The sequence below is a fragment of the Nocardia sp. NPDC057440 genome (assembly GCF_042802915.1).
Taxonomy (GTDB): Bacteria; Actinomycetota; Actinomycetes; order Mycobacteriales; family Mycobacteriaceae; genus Nocardia.
Genome location: NZ_JBHVDF010000011.1, coordinates 242205 through 262813 on the forward strand (window position 1 = coordinate 242205; position 20609 = coordinate 262813).

The following is a 20609-nucleotide window of genomic DNA, read 5'->3' on the forward strand; positions in this document are numbered from 1 at the left end:
CATGGTCGCTTCCTCGCGCTGTCACTGGGTTGTTCCGCTGTCATCTGCCAGGCCGACACCGTCGGCCCACATATCCACTGCGCGATCCAGCAGTCTGCGTCTGCTGTCGCCGCCCGGGTCGTTGGCCAGCTGCTGATCGACGAGTCCGCCCACGAGGGCGAACCAGATCTCGACATCGCCGCGATCGGTGATGCCGATGTTCGCGAGCAGGTCGAGGCTTTGGTGCAGTACCCGCACGGACGGCGCATACGACTCCGGCGACGGTACGAAGCCGGGGATGGTCCGCTGGTTCATCAACTGGTAGCGCGCCAGATCGGCGACCGCGAAGTCGAAGAAGACTCGGGACAGCGTCCGCAGCTGTGCCCGAGGCGAGGCGGGCAGCTGGGCGATCGCGTGCTGCGACACTCGCTCGCACTCCTGCCAGGCCTGTCCGAACATCGCGTCGTAAATGGCGTTCTTCGAGGCGAAGTGCGTGTACAGCGAGGGGGCCCGCATGCCGACCCGGCTCGCCACTTCGCGCAGCGTCAGCTGAGGGAGACCGTGTTCCCGCGCCAGCTCCCAGGCGACCTCCAGGATCTCCTGCCGAGTTGCCTCACGACGTTCGGCTTGCCTATTGCGAGTAGATTCACCTAACACAGTTAGAATTGTGATCCAGTTCACATTTGATGTCAATAGCGCGCACCCACGCGAATCGGCCGCCGAGGCCGGGTGCTTCGGCGGCCGATCGAGTCGCCTCGTGTGCGGTGATCACCTCCCGAATCCGGCTGCCTTCGACAATGCAACGGAATTGGCATCCACCGCCGCTATCGCTGCCTCGACGCTCGGCTCGTTGAGGTTTCCGCCCTTGGCAACCGCCTGTGCCAGTGCCAGTGCGGCCAGATCTACATGCGAGGTGAGCGGGCAGGTCGGGTTCGCTCGTCGTTCGGAGCCGGTCGAATTCGGGTCGCCCGCCACATTCTTGTACTGGGCGATGCCGCCGGCATGCGGCTCAATTCGGTTCCGGGCCTGGAGAATCCGGGCGGAAGCGAGGAGCGGTGGCGGCGCACGCGGACGAATCGGCCGTCCGTTCGGTACCCGGCCGTCGTCGGCGAGCCTCGGACATGCCCGGCGCGCTTCGAATAGTCCGACAATCCGTACGAGCTTCCAGCCCGCGAATCCGTAGTCGCGGCATTGCTGTTTTCGCGGCGATATTCGAATGTGGCAAATTGTTCGCAAATCAATGATTTCGGTGCTCGCACCGGGGTATAACCGGCCTGGAAGCCGCCCTGGCAAATCGTCAGGGCGCAATCGGATAGCGAAGGGAAGGGCCGTGTACACCTCCAGTTTGGCTATCGATTTCCAGCAAGGGTTCTCGGACGCGTGGAGTTCCGTCGCCACGTTCGTCCCCAAGCTGGCCGGATTCCTCGTCATTCTGCTCATCGGTTGGATCGTTGCGAAAGCGGTCGCGGCGATCGTGGACCGAGTGCTCGAGCGAGTCGGCTTCGACCGGCTCGCCGAGCGGGGCGGGATCAAACACATACTGGCGCGCAGCCGCTATGACGCCTCGGATCTACTGGCGAAGCTGGCCTACTACGCGATCCTGCTTATCGCGCTCCAACTCGGATTCGGCGTATTCGGGCCGAACCCGGTCAGCGATATGTTGAACGGCATTGTGTCCTGGCTGCCGAAGGCCGCGGTCGCGATCGTCATCGTGGTGATCGCGGCGGCGATCGCGCACGCCGTTCGTGACATCGTCACGAACGTGCTCGGCGGCCTGTCCTATGGCCCGGCGCTCGGCCGGTTCGCCGCGGTGTTCATCTGGGGCGTCGGCATTATCGCGGCGCTGAATCAGATCGGGGTGGCGAGCTCGGTCACCATGCCGATCCTGATCGCCGTTCTCGCCACCATCGGCGGCATTCTGGTGGTCGGCGTCGGCGGTGGCATGGTCCGTCCCATGCAGCGGCGCTGGGACGGCTGGCTCAGCAACCTCGAAGCGGAGATGCCCGCGGTGAAGGGGCACGCGGAGGCATATAACCGTGGCCGCGAGGACGCCTCGCGCGAGCAGCTGTGGATGGATCAGCAGGCCGCCCGTGGACAGCAGTGGCAGCCGGAGTCGATGGACGGGTCGTATTCGCAGGGTGGGTATTCGAACGGCGGGTATCCGCAGGGCGGCTATTCGCAGTACGGCGATCCGCGCGACATGCGATAGGCAGTCGGCGCCGAGCAGGTGCGATATCCGCCGCGGGCCGATCCGGTTCGCGGCGGACGTGCGTCATGCGACAGTGTCAGCGAAACGCGTTCGCGTCGGTCAGCGCTTTGCCGAGCACGAGTTGGTGTACCTCCGCGGTGCCCTCATAGGTGAGCACCGACTCGAGGTTGTTCGCATGACGCAGCACCGGATAGTCCAGCGTGATGCCGTTGGCGCCCAGGATGGTGCGGCATTCGCGGGCAATCGCGATGGCCTCCCGTGTGCTGTTCAGCTTGCCGGCGCTGATCTGCTCCTGGCGCACCACACCCTGGTCCTTCAACCGGCCCAGATGCAGCGCGAGCAGCTGGCCCTTGCCGAATTCCAGCGCCATATCCGCCAGCTTCGCCTGGGTCAATTGGTAGGCGGCCAGCGGCTTGTCGAAGACTTCCCTGGTCCTCGCGTATTCGATGGTCGCGGCCAAGCAGTCGCGGGCCGCGCCGAGCGCACCGAAGATGATGCCGAAACGTGCCTCGCTCAGGCAGGCCAGCGGGGAGCTCAGCCCGCGTGACTGCGGCAGCAAGGCATCGGCGGGCAACCGGACATCGCTGAAGTCCAGTTCCGCGGTGATCGAGGCGCGCAGCGACAGCTTGCGATGCATCTCCCGCGCGGTGAACCCGGGCGTGCCCGCGGGCACCAGGAATCCGCGAACGACCTGTTTGCCCTCGTCCTCGGTCTGAGCCCAGACCACCGCGACATCGGCCACCGATCCGTTGGTGATCCACATCTTCGATCCGTTGAGCACCCAGTCGGCGCCGTCGCGCTTGGCGCGGGTCCGCATGCCACCGGGATTGGAGCCGAAGTCGGGTTCGGTGAGCCCGAAACAGCCGAGCGCGCGGCCCGCCGCCATCTCGGGCAGCCACCGCTGCTTCTGCTCCTCGGATCCGAACTGGTGGATCGCCGTCATCGCCAGCGACCCCTGCACCGACACCATGCTGCGCACCCCCGAGTCCACCGCCTCGAGCTCCTGGCAGGCGAGCCCGTAGGCAGTCGCCGACATCCCCGCGCACCCGTAGCCGTCCAGATGCATGCCGAGCAACCCGAGCTTGCCCAGCTCGGGGGCGATCTCGCGAGCCGGGAAGGTGCCCGTTTCGAACCAGTCCGCGATATGCGGTCGCAGCCGTTGGTTCGCGAAGGCCGCGACGGTATTACGGATCTCGCGCTCCTCTTCCGACAGCAGGGCATCGATCGCGAACAGTTCTTCGACAGTCACCATGGCCTCAGCCTAATTCGGATCGGCGGTACCGAGACCGGCCTCCCGTCACCAGACTCCGGGGCCTCGCCACGGCCGCCTGCCGCCGATGGCCGAGGGGCGGCGGGGAATAGGCGGTTCGGTATACGCAGTAAGAGGCCGCACCAGCCAGTTGCTCATAATTCACCGCCATCTAGGCTGGGGCCATGAGTGAGTTGGGATTCTCTACACGGGCCGTGCACGCCGGATTCGATCCCGATCCGCGGACCGGTGCGGTGAACGTGCCCATCTACGCGAGTTCGACGTTTGCCCAGGACGGGGTGGGCGGGCTGCGTGACGGCTACGAGTACGGCCGGACCGGCAACCCGACCAGGACCGTGCTCGAGGCCAACCTCGCCGCGCTCGAATCGGGCCGCTTCGGACGGGCGTTCGCCTCCGGCATGGCCGCGACCGACTGTGCGCTGCGCGCCACGCTGCGGCCCGGCGACCACATCGTGATTCCCGACGACGCCTACGGCGGCACCTTCCGGCTGATCGACAAGGTGTTCAGCCAGTGGGGCATCGAGCACTCGCCCGCCCACGTGTTCAACGTCGACGAGATGCGCGCCGCGATCCGTCCGAACACCAAACTGGTCTGGATCGAGACCCCGACCAACCCGCTGCTCAGCATCGGCGACATCCCCGCACTGGCCGAGGTCGCGCACACGGCGGGCGCGAAACTGGTGGTGGACAACACCTTTGCGACGCCGTACCTGCAGCAGCCGCTGCTGCTCGGCGCCGACATCGTCACGCATTCGACCACCAAGTACCTCGGCGGGCACTCCGACGTGGTCGGTGGCGCGCTGATCACCAACGACCCGGAGCTCGACGCGGCATTCGCCTTCCTGCAGAACGGCGCGGGCGCGGTGCCCGGCCCCTTCGACGCCTTCCTCACCCTGCGCGGCACCAAGACCCTCGCGTTGCGGATGGATCGGCACTGCGACAACGCGGAGGCCATCGCCGAGTTCCTCACCAGGCACCCCGCGATCTCACAGGTCATCTACCCCGGACTGGCCGAGCATCCCGGCCACTTCATCGCCGACAAGCAGATGAAGCGCTTCGGCGGCATGATCTCGGTGCGGCTGCACGGCGGCCCGGACGCGGCGCGTGACTTCTGCTCGCGGACCAAGATTTTCACCCTGGCCGAATCGCTCGGCGGCGTGGAATCGCTGATCGAGCACCCGGCCGCGATGACACACGCGTCCACCGAGGGCTCCGATCTCGAGGTGCCCGCCGATCTGGTGCGGCTCTCGGTCGGCATCGAGGACATCAGCGACCTGATCGCCGATGTCGAGCAGGCGCTGGCCCGCTGAGGTATCGGACATGACGAAGCGGCCGCATCCGGAATCGGGTGCGGCCGCTTGCGTTCGGGGGAGAGCGTGTTTCCTCTATCCGAGGAGGCCGGGCGCGGTGCCCCGGCGGGATGCGTCAGCTGTGGTAGGGCTCAGCGCTGACCAGCGTCACCTTCATGGTGTTGCCGTTGGGCAGCGTGTACTCACGGGTCTCGCCGACCTTGGCGTCGATCAACGCGCCGCCGAGCGGCGAGGCGGGCGAGTAGGTCTCCAGTTTGGAGTCGTTCAGTCCCTCTTCGCGGGTCGCGATCAGGAAGGTCTCGGTGTCGGACTCGTCGCCGTCGTAGTAGACCTTGACGACCGAGCCCGGGAGCGCGACGCCTGCCTTCGTCGGTGCGACGCCGACCTTGGCGTTGTTCAGCAGTTCCTGCAGCTGGCGGATACGCGCCTCCTGCTGGCCCTGCTCCTCACGAGCGGCGTGGTATCCACCGTTCTCCTTGAGATCGCCCTCTTCACGGCGTTCATTGATCTCGGCAGCGATGACGGGACGATTGGCGATGAGCGCGTCGAGCTCACCCTTGAGCCTGTCGTGCGACTCCGGGGTCAGCCAAGTCACTTGCGTCTCAGTCATCTCGATCACTCCCTAGTAGTTGTTCCCGGCAGGCCGGGATTCCCTGATAACCGCTGCAGTGCCCACAGGGGGCGGGCACGCACCAGCCGACGGCTAGTGCCATCCTGGGGAAGTTCTTCGAACCCCGACAGGCCTCTGCTCCGGGCAAATACGAAAATCCGGAACCGATAGCGCTGGCCGCCAATGCAGCAAACACGGCTCCGAGCCCCGGAACCGTGTATCAGGCTATTTTAGCATGAATCATAAACATGCAGGTCGGAGTTTGTTTTGCCGTGGCCGGGGTGTAGGTCAGCCGTTCGAAGGTACTCAGCCAGCGCGAAGGTACTCCGGGACCCGATCACTGCACGCGTAGATGCTGCCCGCGGAGGCACGCGAGGATGAACGCACGGTCGTGGACAACTCGATCGTGCCGCTGTCGGACGGCTCCACCAGAACTTCGCGGCGGCCGACCTCGGTGCCGTCCTTGTCCATCGCCCGTACGAAACACACCACCGGCTGCCGCGGATCGTTGCGGGTGATCTTCATCCGGACGGTCAGCGTCGAGTCGTCCACGACGACGTAGCCGAGCTGCTCGGCCTCGATGTCCTTCGGGCCGTACTTCTGCCATCCGAGGTAGGCGACACCCAGCCCGAGCAGGACGACGACCCCGCCCAGAACCGGTGGAATCCAGCGCGGTCCGCGGCGCGGCGCGGAGCCGTAGCGGTCGGCGCGCCGTTCGATGGCCGCATCGCCACCGGCTGATTCCGGCGCAGGCTCGGTCATGAGTGGTCGCTCCCGGGGGGTACGTCGGAACAAAAGTCTGTCGAATGGAACTATAGGGAACGAAGCCCAAGCACCCGCGAGCGAGAGCGATGAGGTGAACGAGACGTGAGTGGCCTTCGCCTCATGGCGGTCCATGCCCACCCTGACGATGAATCGAGCAAGGGTGCCGCGACGACCGCACGCTATGCCGACGAAGGAAACGAGGTCATCGTCGTCACGCTGACCGGCGGCGAACGCGGCAGCATCCTCAACCCCGCGATGGACATTCCCGGCGTGCTCGACCGGATCGATGAGGTCAGGCGCGAGGAGATGGCCGCGGCGGCCGCTGCGCTCGGTGTGCGTCAGACCTGGCTGGGGTTCGTCGATTCGGGTCTGCCCGAGGGCGATCCGATGCCGCCGCTGCCGGAAGGCTGCTTCGCGCTCGTTCCGCTGGAAGAAGCCACCGAGGCGCTGGTGCGGGTGGTCCGGGAGTTCAAGCCGCACGTGATGACTACCTACGACGAGACCGGCGGTTACCCGCATCCGGATCACATCCGGTGCCACGAGGTGTCGATTGCCGCGTTCGAGGCCGCGGGCGACCCGCAGCGGTTCCCCGATGCCGGCGAGCCGTGGACGCCGCTGAAGCTGTACTACGACCACGGGTTCAGCCTGCAGCGGATGGAGGCGTTCGCCGCGGAGTTCGAGCGGCTCGGCGAGCCATTCCCGATGCAGGAGTGGCTGGATCGGATTCGTAAGTACGCCGTCGAGCGCGGTGATGTGATGTCGCGGGTCACCACGCAGATCGAATGCGCCAAATACTTCCCGCAGCGTGACGACGCGCTGCGCGCACACGCCACTCAGATCGACCCGAACGGCGCTTTCTTCGCGATCCCGCTGGAGATGCAGCAACGGGTGTGGCCCACCGAGGAATTCGAGCTGGCCAAGACGAAGGTGAGCACCGCGATCCCCGAGAACGACCTGTTCGCAGGCATCGAGGATCTGTGATGCTCGCCCTGCTCGCGCAGACTCCTGGCACCCCTACCGGGCCCGAGTTCGGTAAGGCGTCGCCGCTCGGGCTCGTCATCATCCTGATCCTGCTCGCGGGCACGGTGCTGCTGGTGCGCTCGATGAACCGGCACTTGAAGAATCTGCCCCCGACCTTCGAACCGGAGCATCCCGAGCCGGATCAGGAGGCCGACGAAGGCACCGAGCCCGGTATCACCCGGCGGGTGTCCGAGGATGCCGCCGAGGATGCCGAGTCCGATGGTAAAGCCGACAAAACCTGAGGTTTCCGCCTGTCACAACGGCCGTCCGCATCCAGCGGGCGGCCGTTGTTACATTGGCAGGTGCTCATCGATCTCGGTGACGCCGTCGTCAAGACGTTGCTGGACGAGCCCGTCGCACCGCTGGTCGACATTCAGATCCGCCATCTCGGCGGCGCGCTGGCCGAGGCCACCGCGGACGGCGGCGCCCGTGTCCCGGTCACCGAGCCCTGCCTGCTGTACGTGCTCGGACTGCCGCACCTCGCGGCGGCCGTCAAGACCAGGCGGACCGAGATCGTCGACGCCATCGGCGGTCATATCAGCGGGCTGAAGCCGTACACCTTCCTCACCCCGGACGAAGGCGCGGCCGCTGCCTTCGACCAGTCGACGCCGGCTCGCCTCGGCGAGGTCAAGCGTGCCCGTGACCCGCACGGCATCATTCGCGCCAACAATCCGGTGCTCGGATAGCGCTGTCGCGCTTAACGATTCGTAGGCCGCGGGCGCGCATCGTGACCCGCGGCCTACCTATCGGCCGTCCATTGCGCAGACATCGTCGTTCTATCAACAGGGTCGCTCAGAGTAATGGCATGACAATCACAGCAAACGCCCCAGCCACCTCGACCGGCTCGAATCGAGTCACTACCTTCGTCAACGCCGTCGCGGGCGAAACCCTCTCATCGCGAGTACGTTTCACTGCCTTCGCCGTCGCTACCGGCGCGGTCCTCACCGAATCGGTGGTCGGTTCCTACTGGGATCTGGCCCGAACCCAGTACGTCGTCGATACTTTCGCCGACCTGAAGTACCCGATGTATTTCGCCACGATCCTGGGCGTCTCCAAGCTCGCCGCCGTCGCGGCCGCGGTGGTTCCCGGATTCCCCCGGCTCAAGGAATGGGCCTACGCGGGACTGACTTTCGTGTATGTCGGTGCGGCGGCGTCGCACCTGGCGATCGGTGACCCGGCCCCCAAGTGGATCTCGCCCTTGGTGTTCGCCGGCCTGACCTTCGTGTCGTGGTCGTTGCGCCTGCCCGCGCAGCGCGATCCGAAGCCGCTGCCGAAGGTGGCCCCGCGCTTCAAGGCGCTCGTCGGCCGTTCCGGTCGGACCGAGCAGGTCTGATCGGTTGCCCGAGACATCGCGGAACGCGGCGGCTCCGTCCCGAGGGGCTCGCCGCGTCCTCGCGCGCCGAATTCGGGCACGGCGATGGATTTTTCGACGCGCGGCGTCTGTCCTGGTCGCGGTTTGAATGTCGGTCCGGTGTGCTACTCATTCAGCGAACCCACGACCGAAGGATGACGATGGATTCTGTGATCGACCAGATCGACCGCGCTCTGGACATGACGGGGGCGATCGTCGCGACGGTGGACGACGACCGGCTGGTCGCGCCGACACCGTGCCACGAATGGGATGTGCGTGCGGTGCTCAACCATGTCGTCGGCGGCATGCACCTGTTCGCCGCCGCGTTGACCGGGATGGATGCGGGGGCCGAGCACGAAGACGACTGGCTGGGCATCGATCCGCACGCCGCGTACGCCGCGGCGGCCGAGGTGGATCGGGCGGCATGGCATCGGCCGGATGCGCTGACCGCGACGGTGCACATCTCGTTGGGCGATCTGCCGGGCTCCGCGGCGGCGATGGTCCATCTCACCGAGCTGGTGGTGCACGGTGTCGACATCGCGCTCGCAGTGCACCGGCCGGATCTCGCAGACGACGCGTTGTGCGCTGAATTGCTCGCCGCGATGCAGGCGATGGGCGGCATCGATGGCTTCCGCAAGCCGGGCATGTTCGACGCCGAGGTACCGGTCGCCGCCGACGCGCCCGCTCATCAGCGGCTGCTCGGCTACGTCGGCAGGACGTGGTGACCGCAGCGCTCAGGCGTGGACGTGCCCGACCGGCTCTCGGCCACATCGGCGTATTGGACGTACCGGATAGCGCCCAGACCCGAGCGGCCCGCCGATGAGCAAGATAAGCGTCGGCGAGCTGGCGATCAGGTAGCGCGCGCTCAGGCGTCGATGCGGCGAACCGGGTGGCGCAGAATGGTTTTGGTGCTCGCGGCCGGGGCCTTGCGCGGGTCGGACAAGTAGATTTCGTGATGGAGGCCGTTCATCGTCAAGCCTTCGGCGGTCATGAACGCATCCATGCGGGTGAGGGTCTCGGGCTCGGTCGAGTAGGGGCCGACGTGCAGCACCTGGATCGCGTCGCCCTCGGTGATCGACTCGAAGCTCGCGCCCGACACCATGTCCGGGGTGACGGGGTCGGGCATGCGGATCATCAGTTTCCAGTGCCACTGCTCACGTGGCACCGAGAGCGGTGGTTCGTCGGATTCCACCCACCACTGGCCCTCCAGCTTCGGTACGACGAAATCCGCCGCGGCGGCCTTGGCGATCTTCTTCGCGCCGTAGGCGGCGCGATACAGCGCGGCCACGGCGTCGAGGTACGCCGGGCTCTCCGGTGCTCCGGAGCCGGTGACCGTCACGTAGTTGTAGGCATCGAATGTGCGCAGCGCAGGATCGCGCGGCGCGTCGTAGTAGTGCTTATCGGTCTTGGCCAGATCGATCTTCACCGGATGTCCTCCTGTCGGATTGCCTGTCGGTGGCCAGCGTGGACCCTCCAACGACGGGAGAGTCAAGACGCCGGTTCGATGCGTCGTTCGAATGGCGCGGGCGGGTTGCCGCGCGGCCGAGCCCACCGTGAATGCTGGCAGCCGTGGACGAGTTCTTCCGGAAAGTCGGTGTGCGCGGCTGGGTGCACGCCAAGTGTTTCGACTGCGACGGCGAGGTGGGCTCGGGCGCCGACGAGCCGGTGGTGCTCGCCTCTGTGGTCAAGGTGCCGCTGGTGCTGGAGTTCGCTCGCCAGGTCGCCGCTGGGCAGCTGGACCCGACCGATCGGGTGCGTGCGGCCGCACGGGACCGTCTCGGCGGCGTCGGCACGGCGGGATGCGTGGACGATGTCGAGTTGAGTTTGCGCGACGCCGCGTTCTTCGCTCTCGCGCTCAGCGACAACACCGCGGCCGATCTGCTGTTCGACCGGGTCGGACTCGACAATGTGCGCTCGCTCGTGCGCGAGCTCGGCCTCATCGGCACCCGGATCGTCGGATCGCCACGGCACATTGTGCAGACCATGGCCGAGGACATCGGAGCCCGCGACCCGATCGACTTCGCCGCACGGTTTCCCGCGCTGAGTGCTGCCGAGGTCCTCGGCACCCGCGCCCTGGATCCGCTGCGGACCAGCGCGAGCACGCCACGCGAAATGACCGAGCTGCTCACGCTCATCGGCGCGGATCGGGCAGGCACCGCCGAGACGTGCCGGTGGGTGCGTGACCTCATGCGTCAACAGGTCAACTGGCACCGCCTCGCCGCGGCATTTCCACCCGAGGTGCGGCTCTGGGCCAAGACCGGCACCCTGCCTGGCGTTCGCAACGAAATCGGCGTCGTCGAATATCCCGGCGGAAGTCGCTACGCCGTGGCGGTTTTCACCAGGGCCGACACCCTCGAACAGCGGCTACCCGAGGTGGACCGCGCGATCGGCGCGGCGGCGAAGTACGCGATCGAAAACATTGTTCACGGCCTGCCGTACACCACATTCCACGGGCGCTGCGGTATTTCCTGAACAGGTGCGGGGCGGGAAGCGCCGTCACCCTGCACCACATTCGCGACCAGCTCGGCGAGCTCACGCACCAGCGGATGCGGCGCCGCAGCGGGCCACGCCAGCGACAGTCGCCAGCTCAATGTTCCTTCCGGCAACGGTCGCCAGACCACCCGCGGTTCCTTCTGTGCCACCATGCCCTGGTCGAAGGCCACGCCGCGGCCGGAAAGCACCATGCCGAGCACGAACTCGGGATTGCGGGCGTGCTGCACCGACGTCGGCCGGAAGCCGTGGTCCCAGCAGGTGCGCAGCGTCGCGTCGTACAGCCCGGGCGCCGCGGCTCTCGGAAAGATCACCAGTCCATACCCGGCCAGGTCGGCGAGGGTGAGCGAGGAACGCACGGCCAACGGTGAATCCCGCGGCAACACCACGCCGAGGGGCGTGTCCACCGCTGGACCCGTTTCGAGGCCGATCATGTCGACCGGATGCTGCAACAGGCCAGCGTCGAGTTGCCGGTCGGCCAGCAATCGGAGCTGCTCGGCGGTGGACAGCTCCTGCAGGTCGACCCGGATGTCACGGCTCTCGAATGCGGTCAGTACGGCGGCGAGCACCCGCCCGGCCAGCTCGGGCGGCACCCCGACGCGCAATGCGTCGATCTCGCCCCGATGCGCTTTGCCGACGAGCGCTGTCGTCCGCTCCCAGCGCGCGAGCAGATCGCGGGACTCCGCGAGCAGGATCTGCCCGGCCTCGGTGAGCGCGACCCGGCGGCTGTCGCGATCGAACAGTCGCGCGCCGAGGTCGGCCTCGAGTTTGCGGATCCGCTGACTCAGCGGGGGCTGGGCGATGCCGAGGCGCTCCGCCGCGCGTCCGAAATGCAGTTCTTCGGCGACGGCGATGAAATACCGCAGTTGGCGTAGGGGGTCCACGCTGCGACGATATCGGTTTCGATATCAGTATCGCGATCAGCTCGCGCCCAAGTAGGCGGCACACTCTCCGGAGCGAGGCGAGTTAGTCAGGGCCCATCGCTCGCGGACCGTCACACGATGACCGGTCGCACTCCGACTGTGAGACGGTAGAACCATGAACCGGCTCGGGAACGCGACTTCTCCGTACCTGCGGCAGCATGCCGACAACCCGGTGCATTGGCGGGAGTGGGACGCCGAGGCACTGGCCGAGGCGCGGCAGCGGGATGTGCCCATCCTGCTCTCGGTCGGATACGCGTCGTGCCACTGGTGCCATGTGATGGCGCACGAGTCCTTCGAAGACGAGGCGACCGCGGCGCTGATGAACGCGAACTTCGTCTGCGTGAAGGTGGACCGGGAAGAGCGGCCCGATCTGGACGCGGTCTACATGAACGCCACCGTCGCCATGACCGGTCAGGGCGGCTGGCCGATGACGTGCTTCCTCACCGCGGACGGTGAACCGTTCTATTGCGGCACCTACTACCCGAAGCTGCCCCGTGGTGGCATGCCGTCGTTCAGCCAATTGCTCACCGCGATCACCGACACCTGGCTCAACCGGCGCGACGAGGTGAACAAGGCGTCCGCACAGATCACCGAGGCGCTGCGGGGGCAGGCGGCCGGACTGCCCGACGGCGATTTCAGCATCACCGCCGAACTGCTCGACCACGCGGTGGCCGCCGTGTTGCGCGAGGTGGACGATAAGCACGGCGGTTTCGGTGGTGCGCCGAAGTTTCCGCCGTCGGCGCTGCTGGAAGGGTTGCTGCGGAGCTGGGAGCGCACCGGTGATCCCACGGTGTTCGAGGCGGTGTCCCACACCGCGGAAGCGATGGCCCGTGGTGGCATCTACGACCAGCTGCGCGGCGGCTTCGCGCGCTATTCCGTCGACGATGCTTGGCTGGTACCGCATTTCGAGAAGATGCTCTACGACAACGCCCAATTGCTGCGCGCCTACGCGCATCTGGCGCGCCGGACCGGATTGGCACCGGGCGAAACGGTCCTCGCGTGGCCGCTCGCGTTGCGCATCACGGAGGAGACCGCAGGCTTCTTGCTCGATGATCTCGGCACCGAACAGGGCGGTTTCGCCTCCGCGCTGGATGCCGACACCCACCTGGAACCGGGCGGGCCGGGAGTCGAGGGCGCCACCTATGTGTGGACACCCGCCCAGCTGACCGGCGTGCTCGGACCGACCGACGGGGCCTGGGCCGCAGAGGTTTTCGGAGTGACCACCGCGGGCAACTTCGAACAGGGCACCTCGATCCTCACCCGATACACCGATCCCGACGCCATCAAGGCCGCGGTGCCTGTCGATCCGGACGCCCCGGCCCGCTTCGAGCGTATTCGGACCGCGCTGCGCGACGCGCGCGACCGCCGCCCGCAGCCCGCCCGCGACGACAAAGTGGTGACCGCATGGAATGGGATTGCCATTACCGCGCTCGCCGAAGCGGGAGCTGCGCACGGCCGCCCCGATTGGGTTGCGGCCGCGGCGCGTTGCGCACGCTATCTGCTCGCTCAGCACGTTGTCGATGACCGGGTGCTGCGCGCCTCGCTCGGCGGTGTCGCCGGAACGGCGCCCGGTGTTCTGGAGGACTACGCATGGCTGGCGGTCGGGCTGCTCGCCCTGCACCAAGCCACCGGCGAACCGAGTTGGCTCGCCGACGCACAACGCCTGCTGGACAAGGCCATCGAGCATTTCGCCGACCCGGCGGCACCGGGCAGCTGGTTCGACACCGCCGACGATGCGGAAATCCTCGTCACCCGCCCGCGCGACCCGATCGACGGCGCCACCCCAGCGGGCGCCTCCGCGCTCGCCGAAGCACTCCTGACCGCAAGCGCCGCAAGCGATCCGGCCCGCGCGGTGCGCTACCGCGAGCTGGCCGACCAGACCCTCACCCGAGGCGCGGTGGTACTCGCTCGCGCGCCGCGCTCGGCCGGGCAATGGTTGACAGTCGCCGAGGCGGCGCTGCGCGGTCCGCTCCAGGTCGCGATCGTGGGTCCGAGTGGCGCATACCTCGGCGGCGGCGAACTGTCGCTCGATGCGCCGGGCGCACTCGAGTTCCAGGACGCGCGCAGATTGCTCTCAGCCGCCAGGAGATCGGCCCCTGGCGGATCGATAGTCGTTGCGGGCGAACCGGACTCGGTGCCGCTGCTGGCCGATCGCCCCCTGGTCGACGGCGCGGCGGCGGTGTACGTGTGTCGCGGCTCGGTGTGTGATCTCCCGGTCACGACCGCTGCGGACGTGCAGGAGGCTCTGAGCAGGCAGTGAACGAAGTCAGGGCTTTTCGCCGCGTGTGCGACTTGTGGTGACCGCGTCGGACGCCGTCGCGCGCACGTGCAGCGCGTCGGACTCGTCTGCTGTTGCCTGCGTGCGGATCTCGGAGATCGGACTGCGATCCTCCGTCGGGTCCGTGCTGCCGCCCGGCAGCGCGGCGTCGGCGTTGCTTCCGTCGGTCTCCGGTGCGTTGCAGCGGAGTTCGGTGACCGCGCTCACGGGCGTCGCGCCGATCCTCGCTGCGGAGTGTTCGGTGCTGTCGTCTGTGGGGTGGCCGGTGCTGCCCGTGGGATCGATATCGGTCCAGCAGGCGGTGGGTTCCTTCATGCCACGCAGCCGGATCGATTCGTACAGGGTCCATTCGGCCTTCTCGTGATCCGCCGCGGCTTCGATCACCGCGCCGCTCACCAGGATTCGGCGGGGGACCTCCTTGGCCTCTGTCGTCAGCCGCGCGGCCTCGTTGACCGCGTCGCCGATGACGGTGTATTCCAGCCGGGTATCGGAACCCACGTCGCCCGCGAAGACCAGGCCGAGGGCGACGCCGATGCCGATATCCAGTTCACCGGCGGCGACCACCTCGTCGCGGATGCGCCGGGCAGCCCGCAGAGCCGGGGTCGCGTTGTCTCGCAACGCGATCGGTGCGCCGAAGACGCACAGCGCCGCATCGCCCTCGAACTTGTTGACCAGCCCGTTGTTCGCCTCGGTTGCCGCGACAACCGTCGAGAGCAGCCGGTTGAGCTTGGCGACGAACTCCTGCGGCGGCAGCCCGGTGGAGAGTTCCACGGAGCCGGTGACATCCACGAACAGCGCCGCGACCACTCGGACATCGCCGGTCAGATCGACGCCACGGGCCAGGGCGCGTTCGGCGACTTCCGCGCCGACATGCCTGCCGAACACTTCCCGCATCCGTTCGCGTTCGCGCAGATTCGTGGCGAGCTCGTTGACCGAATGCTCGAGCCGCCCGATCTCACTCGCGCTGCCGACCGGCACCCGCACATCCAGCTCACCATGGGTGATCCGGTCCAGCGCCCGGCGCAGCATCCGCAGCGGCGCGGCTACAGCGCGGGCCAGCGTCGCGGTGGCGAGCGCGCCGACGCCGATTCCGACCGCGGCGACGTAGATGCCGGTGCGGATGCGGTCGGACGCACCGGACACCGGGTCGGCGAGCACCACGATGAGCATCAACAGCGGCATCGCCCCCGACACCGCCCAGGTGAGCACGACGCGGACGAATACCGTTGAGCTCCAGTGCATCGTCGCGCCGAGCACGGCGGTCACGATCGGAATGGTCGGCCGGATCAGCCGATCGACGATCAGGAAGGTCAATGCCGCCGATTCGAATCCGCCGAGGACGAACATCGCCATCATGACGGCGAGGTCGTGCTCCGGCGTCACCCGCGATAGCGCGACGGCGGAGATGATCACGCCGGGCAGCCACAGGGCCAGGGCGCGCGAGGTGATGGCGATCGGCAGCCGCAGCAGGCGGCGGGCCTCCTCCGGCGTGGGTTTGCGTCCGTCGTCCAGCCAGCCGAAGTACACGGCCCGGTCGCGGATCGCGAGTGCGATACCGGCGAGGAATCCGACCGCCGGGTAGACGGCCACCAGCGCCATGGCGCAGGGTATCGGGGCCGAGCCTGTGGAAGAAGCCGCTGAGCCACAGCTCGGTGACGATGACGGCCAGACCACTGAGGTTGCAGGTGATGACGACCGCGGCCAGACCCCAGCGGGCCCGCAGTGCCCAGACGACAAGCTTGGCGATCACCGGTTTCGCGAACCTTGTGCGACAGGTGCGGGCAGCCACCAGTTCCAGGTGCCGAACAGCTTCATCAGCGCGGGCACCAGGATCAGCCGCACCAGCGCCGCATCGATGGCGACGGCGACGGCGAGCGCCAGCCCGATCTGCTTCAGCTCCAGCACGCTCGCGGTGAGGAAGCTGCCGAAGATGACGACCATGATCGCCGCGGCCGCGCTGATCGGCCGTGCGGTGTGCTGTAGTCCGGCGGCGACCGCGCGCTCGTTGTCGGCGGCGGTGCGCGGACTGTCCTCCCAGAACTCTTTGATCCGCCGGATCAGGAACACCTCGTAATCCATCGACAGTCCGAACAGCATGGCGAACACCATGACAGGGAGGAACACCTGGATGAACCCGGTGCTCTGGAATCCGAGCACCGACTCACCGATACCCCATTGGAACACCGCGACGGTGATACCGAGGGCGGCTCCGGTGGCCAGCAGATTCATCACGATCGCCTTCACCGGCAGCACGATGCTGCGGAAGGCAGCGACGAGGAACACGAACGAGCAGCATAGAACCAGTGCGACCACCAACGGCAGTTTCCTGGTGATCTCGTCGGACATGTCGGCGGATTCGGCGGCCACGCCACCGACCAGCACCTGCGAATCCGGCAGCGTCGCGGCGCCGACGCGGATATCCCGGACCAGCGCGGTGGTTTCGGTCGAATCGAACGGCGTCTCGGCGATCACTGTCGCGAAGATTCGCCCATCGCGCTGGAACAGCAGCACCCGGTCGATGCGCTCGTCGTCGCCGAGCGCGGTCAGGAAGGTCTGAACCTGTCCGGCCGCGTCGGCGGACAGCGCGGTGTCGTCGGGGCCGGTCGCGACGAGCGTGATCGGCGCCAGCAATCCTGGCGCGAAATTGTCCGAGGCGATGGTGCCTGCTTTTCCGGAGGCGGTCTCGCTCAAGGCCGCGGTGCCCATGTCGACGCCGTAGCGCACTCCAGCGAGCGGCGCCGCGGCCAGCAGCAGAACCAGCGTGGCGGCGATGCCGAACAGCGCGGGCCGTGCCATCACGGTCCGGCTCCAGCGAGCCCACCGGCCGGTGGCCGGATCGGCAGCGTCCGCCCCCGGCCGTGTCTCCAGCGGCTGCCAGCGGGCCGGGAGCGCGCCGCGATTCACCCGGGGACCCAGCAGCGCCAACAGCGCGGGCAGCAGCGTCAACGCCACGGCGAGCGTCGCGATGACCGCGACAACAACGCCGACCGCGATACCACGAAACACAGGCGCGGGTACCACGATCAGCGAGCACAGCGAGATCATCACGATCAGCCCGGAGGCGACGATAGTCTTGCCCGCGGTGGCGACGGCGACGCCGCAGGCATGCGCGATGCCCGCCTCCGAGGCGCCGGGTGGCTGCTTGGCGAGTTCTTCCCGGAACCGGCTGGCCACGAACATCGCATAGTCCAATCCGATGCCCGTGCCGATCATGGTCGCGACCGCGAGCAGCAGGGAACTGGTGCCCATGACATGCGATATCAGGAAGAGCCCGCCGAATGCGAGCAGCAGCCCGCTCAGCGCCACCGCGACCGGCACGAGCGCGGCGGCCACAGTGCCGAGGGCCACGATCAGTAGCACGAACGCGACCGGCAAACCGATCGCTTCGGCCCGGCCGGAATCGGCGACCTCGATTTCCATCAGATCGTGCAGCCCGGGGGAGAACCCGGCGAGGCCGACGGTGACCTCGTCGCTGGAGTGGTGGCCCGCTAGTTCCTGTAGCTCGGCGGACAGCACGGCGCGCGTCGGGATATCGCCGTCGATCCCGATGACCGCCAGCGCGGCATGCCTGGACGCGGAGATCTGGGACTTCTGGTCGCCTTGGAAGGGGCCGAGCGCGATCCGGACACCGGCAACGCCACGCAGATCCTCGACCGCTCGTTCGATGACGGCTCGGTACTGCGCGTCGTCCACCGTCCGCTGTGCCGAATAGAACACCAGCGCGAGCTGTTCGGCGCCGAGATCGGGGTAGTGCACGTCGAGCAGCTCGGCGGCCCGCGTCGATTCCGCATCATCGGCGTGGAATTCGGCGGCCTCCAGCCTGCCGTCGAGTTTCGGGTAGGCGATCGCGCAGGCGACGATGACCAACAGCCAGACCACCGCGATCGGGCGGCGGTACCGCGCCACGGCCACACCCCAGCGGTAGGCCAACCGCTGTTCCGGTGGCCGAGCCGTGGCCGGCTTTTCGGTGTGGATCTGTTGTGCCATCGTCTGCCGCCCCGAATCGAGTTCCCTCGTCTTCGACTGTATTGCCGAAACCGAGAGAATGGGACGGTCGGATTGCTCACTTCGGCCGTTGCGGCCGATCAGCGCAGAACGACCAGCCAGATCGCGACGTAATGGCACAGTGCGGCGAGCACGGTCGCGGCGTGGAAGAACTCGTGATGGCCGAAGACCGCGGGCCACGGATTGGGCCATTTGGTGGCGTAGAGAATCGCGCCACCGCTGTAGACGAGCCCGCCGATCAACAACAGGATCAGCGGCGCGATGCCGACCTGCGAGTTCAGCTGCCCGGCGACCGGGACGATGGCCCAGCCGAGCAGCAGATACAGCGGCACGCCGACCCAGCGCGGCGCCGTCGGCCACAGCAGTTTCAGCGCGACGCCCGCGAGTGCGCCGATCCAGACCACCAGCAGCAGGGTCTGTCCGGTCCGCCCCGGCAGTCCGAGCAGGGCGAACGGGGTGTAGCTGCCCGCGATGAACAGGAAGATCATCGAGTGGTCCGCGCGCTTCATCCGGATGCGCGCCCTCGCGGTCGGCCAGGTCACCCGGTGGTAGACGGCGCTGATCCCGAACAGTCCGCATACCGTCAGCCCATAGACCAGCGTCGACAAGCCTGCCGTCGCCGAGATGGTCGCGGCCGCGCCGACCAGGACGATGACCGCGATCGCCGCGATGCCGACGGCCCAGGTGTGGATCCAGCCGCGCAGCCGCGGCTTGCCGAGCGCCGCCGCCATGGATTCGCCTGCCGTGCCCGGGGTCGTGCTTGATGCCGCGTCGGCGGCGACCGATTCGGACACCAGTTACCTCCAGTTTGTACCGCCCAGTAACCTACGGGACCGTAAGTTATGGCTCTCCGTCACTGTACGGGATTCGCGGTCGCTGCTGGGATCTCGCCGCTGAGGCGTACTGTAGGTCGCCGTGGAGTTTCCGAGTCGGGTGCGTGGTTTGCCATACCGCATCTACGAGGCGCGGCTGTCCAAGCAGCTCGCCGGCAAACAACATCCCCGGCATGTCGCGGTGATGTGCGATGGTAATCGGCGCTGGGCGCGGGAGAACGGTTTCACCGATGTCAGCCACGGGCATCGAGTGGGTGCGCTGAAGATCGCCGAGCTGGTCGGCTGGTGTGCCGCCGAGGGCATCGAGATGGTCACCGTCTATCTGCTCTCGACCGAGAACCTGCAGCGCGATCCCGACGAGCTGGAGACCCTCTTCGAGGTGATCACCGACGTCGTGGAGGAACTGTCGGATCCGGAACAGAACTGGAGCGTGCGCATCGTCGGCTCGCTCGACGGATTCCCCGAGCTGATCGCCAAGCGGCTGCGCACCGCCGCCGAACGCACCAGCGGCCGAGACGGGGTGCATGTGAACGTGGCCGTCGGGTACGGCGGCAGGCAGGAGATCGCCGACGCGGTCCGCAAGCTGGTCCGTCAGGAAATGGCGGCGGGCGAGACCGGCGAGGACCTGGTGCAGTCGATCACCGTCAACGCCATCGGCCAGCACCTGTACACCTCCGGCCAGCCGGATCCCGATCTGGTCATCCGCACCTCCGGTGAGCAGCGACTTTCCGGATTTCTCCTGTGGCAGAGCGCATACTCGGAAATATGGTTCACCGAGGCGTACTGGCCGGAGTTCCGGCGAGTGGATTTCCTGCGCGCACTGCGCGATTTCGCCGCCAGGCATCGCCGCTTCGGGGTCTGAGCACTCGATCGCGGCGCGAATCGGGTTCCGCCTCGGCGCTTCTCGCGTACCGTGCGGTCTTATGAGTGGGTACGACGATTGGCCGGGCGGGCCAGGCGAATTCGCGCTCGACGACACGGCGGGGCAGCGCCGTGATCCGGCGCCCTACATCAGTTACGAGGAATTCGGCAGGCGCTTCCTGGAATACGCCGCCTCCGAAGCGCGCATCGCCGGCGCTTTCGGTCAATTGGCCGGTGCGGCATTCGATTTCGGCCCGATCGGAGTCGGGCCGGGCCGCCTGGTCAAGGCCGGTGCTCAGGTCCAGCTCGGACAGCCGCGGGTGCGTCGCGATGTCGAGGAGTGCATCTCCTTCGAGCTGAGCATCCCACTGAGCGTCGACATGCTCATCGACCTGGCGGTCGACCGGCACCGCTTCCAGGTCGAGGGCAATATCCACCTGCGCCTGACCGCACGCACCGCGGAGCCGCTGCGGGTGGTCATCGACATCGCCGAGCCACGTCCGAGCGATGTCCGCATCAATGTCGCCACCGCCACCAAGCGCGGCCAGCTCCTACGCATCCTCGCCAGCGTCGACCACGAGATCCGTCGCTTCGTCGCTCGCTACATAGCCAAGGAAATTCGCAAACCGCATATCGCCGCCGCCCGTGATATCGACGTCGCCGCCCGGCTCGACGCGGCCTGGAAACTCTAGCGACCGGCCAGAA

General features: G+C 67.4%; 20 protein-coding genes. 11 read left to right on the top strand and 9 right to left on the bottom strand.

Going from position 1 to position 20609, the window contains the following annotated elements; translation table 11 throughout:
- Nucleotides 1–21: 21 nt before the first annotated feature.
- Nucleotides 22–636: a TetR/AcrR family transcriptional regulator gene (locus ACFU4Z_RS23500; protein WP_379066450.1), complete on the bottom strand. Its 615-nt coding sequence runs from the start codon at nucleotides 634–636 to the stop codon at nucleotides 22–24.
- Nucleotides 637–1309: 673 nt separating this feature from the next.
- On the opposite strand from ACFU4Z_RS23500, the gene ACFU4Z_RS23505 reads away from it, so the two are divergent.
- On the top strand, nucleotides 1310–2188 hold the full coding sequence (locus ACFU4Z_RS23505; protein ID WP_379066452.1) for a hypothetical protein: 879 nt from the start codon (nucleotides 1310–1312) through the stop codon (nucleotides 2186–2188).
- Nucleotides 2189–2264: 76 nt separating this feature from the next.
- Here the strand turns inward: ACFU4Z_RS23505 and ACFU4Z_RS23510 are convergent, their stop codons facing one another.
- Nucleotides 2265–3440: an acyl-CoA dehydrogenase family protein gene (locus tag ACFU4Z_RS23510; protein WP_379066454.1), complete on the bottom strand. Its 1176-nt coding sequence runs from the start codon at nucleotides 3438–3440 to the stop codon at nucleotides 2265–2267.
- A gap of 182 nt (nucleotides 3441–3622) precedes the next feature.
- Here ACFU4Z_RS23510 and ACFU4Z_RS23515 point away from each other — a divergent pair, with 182 nt between their 5' ends.
- On the top strand, nucleotides 3623–4768 hold the full coding sequence (locus ACFU4Z_RS23515) for a cystathionine gamma-synthase (protein ID WP_379066456.1): 1146 nt from the start codon (nucleotides 3623–3625) through the stop codon (nucleotides 4766–4768).
- 115 nt (nucleotides 4769–4883) lie between these two features.
- Here the strand turns inward: ACFU4Z_RS23515 and greA are convergent, their stop codons facing one another.
- Together greA and ACFU4Z_RS23525 are read right to left on the bottom strand one after the other, a co-directional pair.
- Nucleotides 4884–5378 carry a transcription elongation factor GreA gene (gene greA, locus ACFU4Z_RS23520; protein WP_328405951.1) on the bottom strand — a complete coding sequence of 165 codons (495 nt, stop codon included), beginning with the start codon at nucleotides 5376–5378 and terminating at the stop codon, nucleotides 4884–4886.
- 306 nt (nucleotides 5379–5684) lie between these two features.
- The gene (locus ACFU4Z_RS23525; protein ID WP_379066458.1) at nucleotides 5685–6140 is read right to left on the bottom strand and encodes a DUF4307 domain-containing protein; all 456 of its coding nucleotides are present in this window, start codon (nucleotides 6138–6140) and stop codon (nucleotides 5685–5687) included.
- Nucleotides 6141–6245: 105 nt separating this feature from the next.
- Here ACFU4Z_RS23525 and mca point away from each other — a divergent pair, with 105 nt between their 5' ends.
- The 5 genes from mca to ACFU4Z_RS23550 all read left to right on the top strand — a co-directional run bounded on the left by mca (nucleotide 6246) and on the right by ACFU4Z_RS23550 (nucleotide 9239).
- The gene (mca, locus tag ACFU4Z_RS23530; protein ID WP_379066460.1) at nucleotides 6246–7124 is read left to right on the top strand and encodes a mycothiol conjugate amidase Mca; all 879 of its coding nucleotides are present in this window, start codon (nucleotides 6246–6248) and stop codon (nucleotides 7122–7124) included.
- Complete coding sequence (locus ACFU4Z_RS23535; protein ID WP_379066462.1) at nucleotides 7124–7405, top strand: hypothetical protein; 282 nt, start codon at nucleotides 7124–7126, stop codon at nucleotides 7403–7405. The genes mca and ACFU4Z_RS23535 overlap by 1 nt, the downstream gene beginning before the upstream one ends.
- A gap of 60 nt (nucleotides 7406–7465) precedes the next feature.
- A complete protein-coding gene (locus tag ACFU4Z_RS23540) occupies nucleotides 7466–7849 on the top strand; it encodes a hypothetical protein (RefSeq protein ID WP_379066464.1) in 384 nt (127 codons plus the stop codon).
- Between the two features lie 119 nt (nucleotides 7850–7968).
- Complete coding sequence (locus ACFU4Z_RS23545) at nucleotides 7969–8496, top strand: DoxX family protein (RefSeq protein ID WP_379066466.1); 528 nt, start codon at nucleotides 7969–7971, stop codon at nucleotides 8494–8496.
- Between the two features lie 179 nt (nucleotides 8497–8675).
- Nucleotides 8676–9239 (top strand): TIGR03086 family metal-binding protein, encoded by a 564-nt coding sequence (locus tag ACFU4Z_RS23550; protein WP_379066468.1) that lies wholly within the window; start codon nucleotides 8676–8678, stop codon nucleotides 9237–9239.
- 140 nt (nucleotides 9240–9379) lie between these two features.
- Here ACFU4Z_RS23550 and ACFU4Z_RS23555 read toward each other — a convergent pair whose 3' ends face one another.
- Complete coding sequence (locus tag ACFU4Z_RS23555; RefSeq protein ID WP_379066470.1) at nucleotides 9380–9940, bottom strand: GyrI-like domain-containing protein; 561 nt, start codon at nucleotides 9938–9940, stop codon at nucleotides 9380–9382.
- Nucleotides 9941–10071: 131 nt separating this feature from the next.
- On the opposite strand from ACFU4Z_RS23555, the gene ACFU4Z_RS23560 reads away from it, so the two are divergent.
- The gene (locus tag ACFU4Z_RS23560) at nucleotides 10072–10986 is read left to right on the top strand and encodes a serine hydrolase (RefSeq protein WP_379066472.1); all 915 of its coding nucleotides are present in this window, start codon (nucleotides 10072–10074) and stop codon (nucleotides 10984–10986) included.
- Here ACFU4Z_RS23560 and ACFU4Z_RS23565 read toward each other — a convergent pair.
- Nucleotides 10938–11888, bottom strand: coding sequence for a LysR family transcriptional regulator (locus ACFU4Z_RS23565; protein ID WP_379066474.1), 951 nt, complete (start codon nucleotides 11886–11888; stop codon nucleotides 10938–10940). The two genes, ACFU4Z_RS23560 and ACFU4Z_RS23565, sit on opposite strands and share 49 nt — an antisense overlap.
- A 154-nt stretch (nucleotides 11889–12042) precedes the next feature.
- Here ACFU4Z_RS23565 and ACFU4Z_RS23570 point away from each other — a divergent pair, with 154 nt between their 5' ends.
- Nucleotides 12043–14187 carry a thioredoxin domain-containing protein gene (locus ACFU4Z_RS23570; protein WP_379066476.1) on the top strand — a complete coding sequence of 715 codons (2145 nt, stop codon included), beginning with the start codon at nucleotides 12043–12045 and terminating at the stop codon, nucleotides 14185–14187.
- Nucleotides 14188–14193: 6 nt separating this feature from the next.
- Here the strand turns inward: ACFU4Z_RS23570 and ACFU4Z_RS23575 are convergent, their stop codons facing one another.
- The 3 genes from ACFU4Z_RS23575 to ACFU4Z_RS23585 form a co-directional block, all read right to left on the bottom strand.
- Nucleotides 14194–15804, bottom strand: a complete 1611-nt coding sequence (locus tag ACFU4Z_RS23575; protein WP_379066478.1) for an adenylate/guanylate cyclase domain-containing protein — start codon at nucleotides 15802–15804, stop codon at nucleotides 14194–14196.
- A gap of 147 nt (nucleotides 15805–15951) precedes the next feature.
- Nucleotides 15952–18192 carry an MMPL family transporter gene (locus tag ACFU4Z_RS23580; RefSeq protein ID WP_379066480.1) on the bottom strand — a complete coding sequence of 747 codons (2241 nt, stop codon included), beginning with the start codon at nucleotides 18190–18192 and terminating at the stop codon, nucleotides 15952–15954.
- 98 nt (nucleotides 18193–18290) lie between these two features.
- Entirely contained in the window at nucleotides 18291–18941 is a 651-nt protein-coding gene (locus ACFU4Z_RS23585) for a hemolysin III family protein (protein WP_379066545.1), read from the bottom strand.
- Between the two features lie 184 nt (nucleotides 18942–19125).
- Here ACFU4Z_RS23585 and ACFU4Z_RS23590 point away from each other — a divergent pair, with 184 nt between their 5' ends.
- Together ACFU4Z_RS23590 and ACFU4Z_RS23595 are read left to right on the top strand one after the other, a co-directional pair.
- The gene (locus tag ACFU4Z_RS23590; protein ID WP_328405915.1) at nucleotides 19126–19905 is read left to right on the top strand and encodes an isoprenyl transferase; all 780 of its coding nucleotides are present in this window, start codon (nucleotides 19126–19128) and stop codon (nucleotides 19903–19905) included.
- Nucleotides 19906–19966: 61 nt separating this feature from the next.
- Nucleotides 19967–20596, top strand: coding sequence for a hypothetical protein (locus ACFU4Z_RS23595; protein WP_379066483.1), 630 nt, complete (start codon nucleotides 19967–19969; stop codon nucleotides 20594–20596).
- The last annotated feature ends 13 nt before the right edge of the window (nucleotides 20597–20609 follow it).